Source organism: Brucella anthropi (genome assembly GCF_046630315.1).
Taxonomy (GTDB): domain Bacteria; phylum Pseudomonadota; class Alphaproteobacteria; order Rhizobiales; family Rhizobiaceae; genus Brucella; species Brucella anthropi_A.
In genome coordinates this window covers 1-5,935 of sequence record NZ_LQBD01000027.1, presented here as the reverse complement: position 1 = coordinate 5,935, position 5,935 = coordinate 1, and the positions used below count along the sequence as shown (strand labels likewise).

Sequence of the window (5,935 nt, the reverse complement as noted above, 5' to 3'; positions counted from 1 at the left end):
GATAAATTTTAGCCTCCTGCCCGGAAGGATTGGGAGATTTTTCTTTTGGGCAAGGTTTTACGCCGTTTCCCCTTTTCCTGATGACGTCGGGACTCTAGACTTGGGAAGACCTGACCTGAGGATAAGCCGGCCATGGGCCGGAAGGAGAATACGTGACGCTGCGTTATCAGATCGTTGCACTGGCGATTGTGCCGCTTATCGTGGCTATTTTGACGGTTACTGCCTTTATTACATGGCAATCGGCGAATCTCGTGCAGAGCAGTATCGCGACCTTCGAAAAGAACATGCTGAAAGCCAAGGAAACGGAACTTCTCAATCTCACCAATCTGGCGCTATCTTCCATCCAGCAGATTTACGACGATGCGGGCCCCAACGACACCGCGGCCATGGAAAAGGTGCGCGAAATTCTGACCTCGCTCGATTATGGCCGCGACGGCTATTTCTTTGTCTATGATTATAACGGCAACAATGTCGTCCATCCCCGCCAGACGTTTCGACCGGGCCACAACTGGCTCGACCTCGTCGATCCGGATGGAGATCGCGTGATCGCCAATCTGATCGACAAGGCGAAGGAAGGCGGCGGGCTGCATCAGTATAAATGGGAAAAGCCTTCGAGCGGCGAAATGGCGGACAAGCTTTCCTTCGCGGTCGGCCTCGACAAGTGGAAATGGATGCTGGGAACCGGCGTTTACCTTGATGATGTCTATGTGCAGACCGCTGCCGCCAATGCGGATTTTCGCGCGAATATCCGCACCACTTTCCTGATCGTCAGCCTGATCGCGGTGCCGGCGGTGATGCTTGTCTTCGCGACCTGCATGCTGCTCAACCTGCGAGAACGGCGCATGGCCGACACCAAGCTGAAGGAACTGGCGCAGCGCATCATCGATACGCAGGAGGAAGAAAGGGCACGCCTGGCGCGCGAACTTCACGACGGCATATCCCAAAATCTGGTTGGCGTTCGCTATGCCATCGACCTTGCAAGCCGTCAGGTGAGAATGGGCAGCGGCGGCGCGCCGCTTGCGATCGAAAAGGCGTCCGATGCCCTCAACGGTGCGATCAAGGAGGTGCGCCGGCTGTCGCACGATCTGCGCCCGCGCATTCTGGACGATCTTGGCCTGACGGTCGCGCTCAAGGCCCTGTGCGATCATTTTTCGGAACGGACCGGCATTGAAACGAAGCTTGAGGCAAGCAGGCTGAACGAAACATTGAAGCCGGAGGCAAGCACGGCGCTTTATCGTGTCGTGCAGGAAGCGCTCACCAATGTCGAGCGCCATTCCGGCGCCAGCCATGTGTGTATCCGGCTATGGGGTTCCAATGGCAGGGTTGCCATGACCATAACCGACGACGGCAACGGCTTTACCGCGCGTGACCTGAAAGACCAGTTGTCGGGGCTGGGCCTGCGCAATATGCAGGAGCGGATGGCACATTTCGGCGGGGTGCTCTTGGTTGAAACCAGCGCGGATGGTACGCAACTCACCGCACGCTTGCCAAAATCGGCAACGGAAAGAAGGCGGGAACCGGAAGTCGCATGACGAATGAATGCAAGATTCGCGTATTGCTCGTGGATAATCATCCGCTGGTGCTGGATGGTTTACGGGCTGTTCTCGAAACCTATGACGACATCGATATTGCAGGCGCGGCCTCCAATGCGCGGGCAGCACTCGATCTGGCGCTGACCGTCAATCCCGATGTGGTTCTGATGGATATCAATATGCCGCTTCTTAACGGGATCGACGCCATCGAACTGTTCAAGAAGCAATTGTCGGGAATTCGCATTCTCATGCTGTCCATGCATGACAGCCGCGAATATATCTCGACCTCCATCATGCGCGGTGCTTCCGGCTATGTGTTGAAAGACGTGCCGACCTCTGAAATTGTCGCCGCCATTCATGCGGTGGCATCGGGCGGAACCTATTTTTCTTCCGGCGTGTCCGAAGCGCTGCTCGATAGCGGAGAAAGAAAGTCGGAGGGGTTGTCCGCGCGCGAAAACGACGTGCTCGTGCTGGTGGCCGAAGGCGGCAGCAACCGCGAGATTGCAATGAGGCTCGGCATTTCCGAAGCAACCGTCGAAACCCACCGCAAGAACATCAAGAAGAAGCTCGGGATCGCCAGCACCGCCGGTCTTACCCGCTACACCATCGAGAACCGGCTGCGCCTGTCGTCGCAGTAAAGGGACATCCGGTCCCGTCCGCGCTATTACCTTACCCACTAATGGGTAGCGCTTCGTTTCTTAGAACTTTCGTCCGCTTGCGGCAGGGAATCGCCGGTCTTATCATTCGCCGCAAAACCGCTTGAGGAGGCGGAGCAGAAGGGGAGGAGCGATGTCAGGCTTGCTGGCGCTGTCGCGTGCAATCGACGCGGCCAATAATTTTATCGGAAAATCCGTATCATGGCTGATACTGGTGGCTGTGCTCATCAGCGCCGTCAATGCGGTTTCGCGCAAGCTGTTCAATGTCAGCTCCAATGCCTGGCTGGAAGCGCAATGGTATCTGTTCTCGGCCGTCTTCCTGATTGCGGCCGGATATACGCTGCTGCACAGCGAGCATGTGAAGGTCGATCTTCTCTATAGCCGTTATTCGCGGCGCACCCAGCTTCTGGTCGAAATCTTCGGCACGATCGTTTTCCTCCTGCCTTTCTGCATCATCACGATCTATCTCTCCTGGCCCATCGTGATGGCCAAGATCGCCAGCGGTGAAACCTCCAACAATACGGGCGGCCTCGTTCTCTGGCCGGTCTGGCTGATGATTCCCATCGGCTTCGGGCTGCTGGCCTTGCAGGGCATATCCGAACTCATCAAGCGCATCGCCATTTTGCAGGGACGCATACCGGATACGGTTGCCCTGGAAGATGCCGAAGCCCAGGCGCTGTGAGGGGAATGGACATGTTTGCTTTCTTCGCGGAGAATCTCGCGCCCCTGATGTTCCTGTCGCTGGTGGTCGTGCTGCTGCTTGGCTATCCCGTGGCTTTCGCGCTCGCCTTTGTGGGCTTCGCCTTCGGTTTCATCGGCATCGAAATGGGCCTTCTGCCCGTCAACCTGTTCGGCGCCATCCCCGACCGCATCTTCGGCCAGATGTCGAACGAGACATTGCTCGCCATCCCCTTCTTCACCTTCATGGGGCTCATCCTCGAGCGAAGCGGCATGGCGGAAGATCTGCTGGATACGATCGGCCAATTGTTCGGCCCCGTGCGCGGCGGCCTTGCCTATGCGGTCATCATCGTCGGCGCGCTACTGGCGGCAACGACAGGCGTGGTCGCGGCCTCCGTGATCTCCATGGGGCTGATCTCGCTGCCGATCATGCTGCGCTACGGCTATGATCGCAAGGTGGCGAGCGGCACCATTGCCGCTTCCGGAACGCTGGCGCAAATCATCCCGCCAAGCCTCGTGCTCATCGTTCTGGCCGACCAGCTGGGCCGCTCTGTCGGCGACATGTACAAGGGCGCACTCGTTCCGGGCCTGCTGCTCGTCTCGGTCTATGTCGGCTTCATCATTATCATGTCGGTCCTGCGGCCTGATTCGGTTCCGGCCCTCCCGCCGCAGGCGCGCACGCTGAAAGGCTGGAAGCTTGCGCAGCGCGTGGTGCTTTCGCTGGTGCCGCCGCTGGTCCTGATCTTCCTCGTGCTCGGCACGATCTTCATCGGCGTCGCGACGCCGACGGAAGGCGGCGCCATGGGCGCGGTCGGCGCGCTGCTGCTGGCCATCATCAACCGCCGTCTCAACATGACGATGCTGACCTCGGCGCTTTATGCGACCGCGAAGCTGTCATCCTTCGTCATCTTCATCCTGCTCGGCGCGCGTGTCTTCTCGCTCACCTTCTATGGCGTCAACGGCCATGTCTGGGTCGAGCATCTGATGACGTCGATCCCCGGCGGCGAAGTGGGCTTCCTGATCGTCGCCAATATTCTGGTGTTCTTCCTGGCCTTCTTCCTCGATTATTTCGAGCTGGCCTTCATCATCATTCCGCTGCTGGCGCCGGTCGCCGACAGTCTGGGTATCGATCTCATCTGGTTCGGCGTGATGCTGGCCATGAACATGCAGACATCGTTCATGCATCCGCCGTTCGGCTTCTCGCTCTTCTATCTCCGGTCGGTCGCGCCATCGCGACCCTATAAGGACAAGGTGACGGGCGCGACCATCCAGCCGGTGACATCGGGCCAGATCTATATGGGATCGATCCCGTTCCTGCTGATCCAGGTTGTGATGGTCGGCATCATCATCACATTTCCGGGCCTCGTCACCCATTACAAGGGCAATCATCCGCAGGTCGATCCGGCTTCGATCCAGATCAACGTGCCGATGCCGGATGCGGGCGGCGGCAATCCGTTTGGCGCCGCGCCAGCACCTTTCGGCGCGCCTGCGCCGTCGACCGACCCGCTGCCCGCCCCATCCTTCGGCTCCCCTGCGCCAAGCTTCGGACAGGGTGCCGATCAAAAGGAAAAGCCTGCGCAATGAGTGGGGACATCAAACAGTGCGCAAGCTTCATGAACAACAACGCATATTGTGGAGGAGAGACATGAAAGAAAACCTGAACCGCCGCAGCTTTCTGACCAAAGGCGCTGCCATCGGCGCTGCTGCCGCAACCAGCGGCGCGGCCCTTGCCACGCCAGCCATCGCAGCCGAACTGCCGACGCTGCGCTGGCGGCTTACCTCGGGCTTCCCGAACAATCTGGACACCATCTATGGCGGGGCCGTTTATATGGCCGACGCGGTTTCCAAGATGACCGACGGCAAGTTCCAGATTCAGGTGTTCCAGGCGGGTGAAATCGTGCCCGGCCCGCAGGCCATCGATGCCGTGCAGGCCAATACGGTCGAAATGGCCCATACCTGCGGCTATTATTTCACCGGCAAGAACCCGGCCTTCGCCATCGGCACCGCGCTGCCCTTCGGCATGAACACGCGCTTGCAGAACGCATGGCTCTATCATGGCGGCGGCAACGAGCTTTATAACGAGTTCCTGTCCGATTACGGCGTCGTCGGTATCGTCGGCGGCAATACCGCGGCCCAGATGGGCGGCTGGTATCGCAAGGAAATCAAGAGCGTCGCGGACCTCAAGGGCCTCAAGATGCGTATCGCCGGTGTGGCGGGCGAAGTCATGTCGCGCCTTGGCGTCGTGCCGCAGCAGCTTCCGGGCGGCGATATCTATCCGTCGCTGGAGCGCGGCACGATCGATGCCGCCGAATGGGTCGGCCCTTACGACGACGAAAAGCTCGGCTTCTACCAGATCGCGCCTTATTATTATTATCCGGCCTTCTGGGAAGGCGGCGCCTCGGTGCATTTCTTCATCAACAAGCAGCAGTATGAGAGCCTGCCGGAAGCCTACAAGGTGGCGCTCAACACGGCGGCGGAAGCAGCGACTCAGAACATGATCGCGCTTTACGACGTGAAAAACACCGCCGCCATCCGCTCGCTGGTGTCGAAAGGCGTCAAGCTCCAGCCGCTGCCGCGCGATGTGCTGGATGCGGCCTACAAAGTCACCTTCGATCTCTATGCCGAGTACAACGAGAAGAACCCGGCCTGGGCAAAAATCTATCCGGCCTGGAAAAAGTTCCGCGACGAGGGCTTCGAGTGGTTCCGCGTCGCTGAATATACCTATGACAGCTATGTCTATGCGCAGCAGGCAGCGGGCAAATAGCACCGCATAGAGCATTTCCAGCAAAAGTGCGAAGCGGTTTTGCGTGAGGCAAATGCGACAAAACAAATAGATAGAGCGGTTCCGACGATTCCGCTTTAACCGGAACCGCTCTAGATCAGGGCGGAGGGATGCTGACGCTATCCACGCCCTGAAAATGCTCAATCGCCGACTGGCTTTTCGCGATAAACGGGGCTGCTGTCTCTTATACACATCTGACGCTGCCGACGATCTTACGCGTATAAGACGCGGGCGACACGCTTCTCCGTCAAAAGTAAAGTAAAAAAAGAGAATGACAGCACGGACGA

5 protein-coding genes are annotated in these 5,935 nt (G+C 58.6%); all 5 read left to right on the top strand.

The window, feature by feature from the left end:
- Nucleotides 1-152: 152 nt before the first annotated feature.
- The 5 genes from AVM02_RS13670 to AVM02_RS13650 all read left to right on the top strand — a co-directional run bounded on the left by AVM02_RS13670 (nucleotide 153) and on the right by AVM02_RS13650 (nucleotide 5,630).
- Nucleotides 153-1,532, top strand: coding sequence for a cache domain-containing protein (locus tag AVM02_RS13670; RefSeq protein WP_411507481.1), 1,380 nt, complete (start codon nucleotides 153-155; stop codon nucleotides 1,530-1,532).
- Nucleotides 1,529-2,170, top strand: a complete 642-nt coding sequence (locus AVM02_RS13665) for a response regulator (protein ID WP_411507480.1) — start codon at nucleotides 1,529-1,531, stop codon at nucleotides 2,168-2,170. Before AVM02_RS13670 ends, AVM02_RS13665 begins: the two co-directional genes overlap by 4 nt.
- Before the next feature lie 151 nt (nucleotides 2,171-2,321).
- The gene (locus AVM02_RS13660; protein ID WP_411507479.1) at nucleotides 2,322-2,870 is read left to right on the top strand and encodes a TRAP transporter small permease subunit; all 549 of its coding nucleotides are present in this window, start codon (nucleotides 2,322-2,324) and stop codon (nucleotides 2,868-2,870) included.
- Between the two features lie 11 nt (nucleotides 2,871-2,881).
- Nucleotides 2,882-4,450, top strand: coding sequence for a TRAP transporter large permease (locus AVM02_RS13655; protein WP_411507478.1), 1,569 nt, complete (start codon nucleotides 2,882-2,884; stop codon nucleotides 4,448-4,450).
- Nucleotides 4,451-4,511: 61 nt separating this feature from the next.
- Nucleotides 4,512-5,630: a TRAP transporter substrate-binding protein gene (locus AVM02_RS13650; protein WP_411507477.1), complete on the top strand. Its 1,119-nt coding sequence runs from the start codon at nucleotides 4,512-4,514 to the stop codon at nucleotides 5,628-5,630.
- Nucleotides 5,631-5,935: the final 305 nt, after the last annotated feature.

What these genes read in the sequence shown, in the direction of transcription:
- AVM02_RS13665 (WP_411507480.1), top strand. Translation starts at nt 1,529, where the DNA reads ATGACGAATGAATGCAAGATTCGCGTATTGCTCGTGGATAATCATCCG.
- AVM02_RS13660 (WP_411507479.1), top strand. Translation starts at nt 2,322, where the DNA reads ATGTCAGGCTTGCTGGCGCTGTCGCGTGCAATCGACGCGGCCAATAAT.
- AVM02_RS13655 (WP_411507478.1), top strand. Translation starts at nt 2,882, where the DNA reads ATGTTTGCTTTCTTCGCGGAGAATCTCGCGCCCCTGATGTTCCTGTCG.
- AVM02_RS13650 (WP_411507477.1), top strand. Translation starts at nt 4,512, where the DNA reads ATGAAAGAAAACCTGAACCGCCGCAGCTTTCTGACCAAAGGCGCTGCC.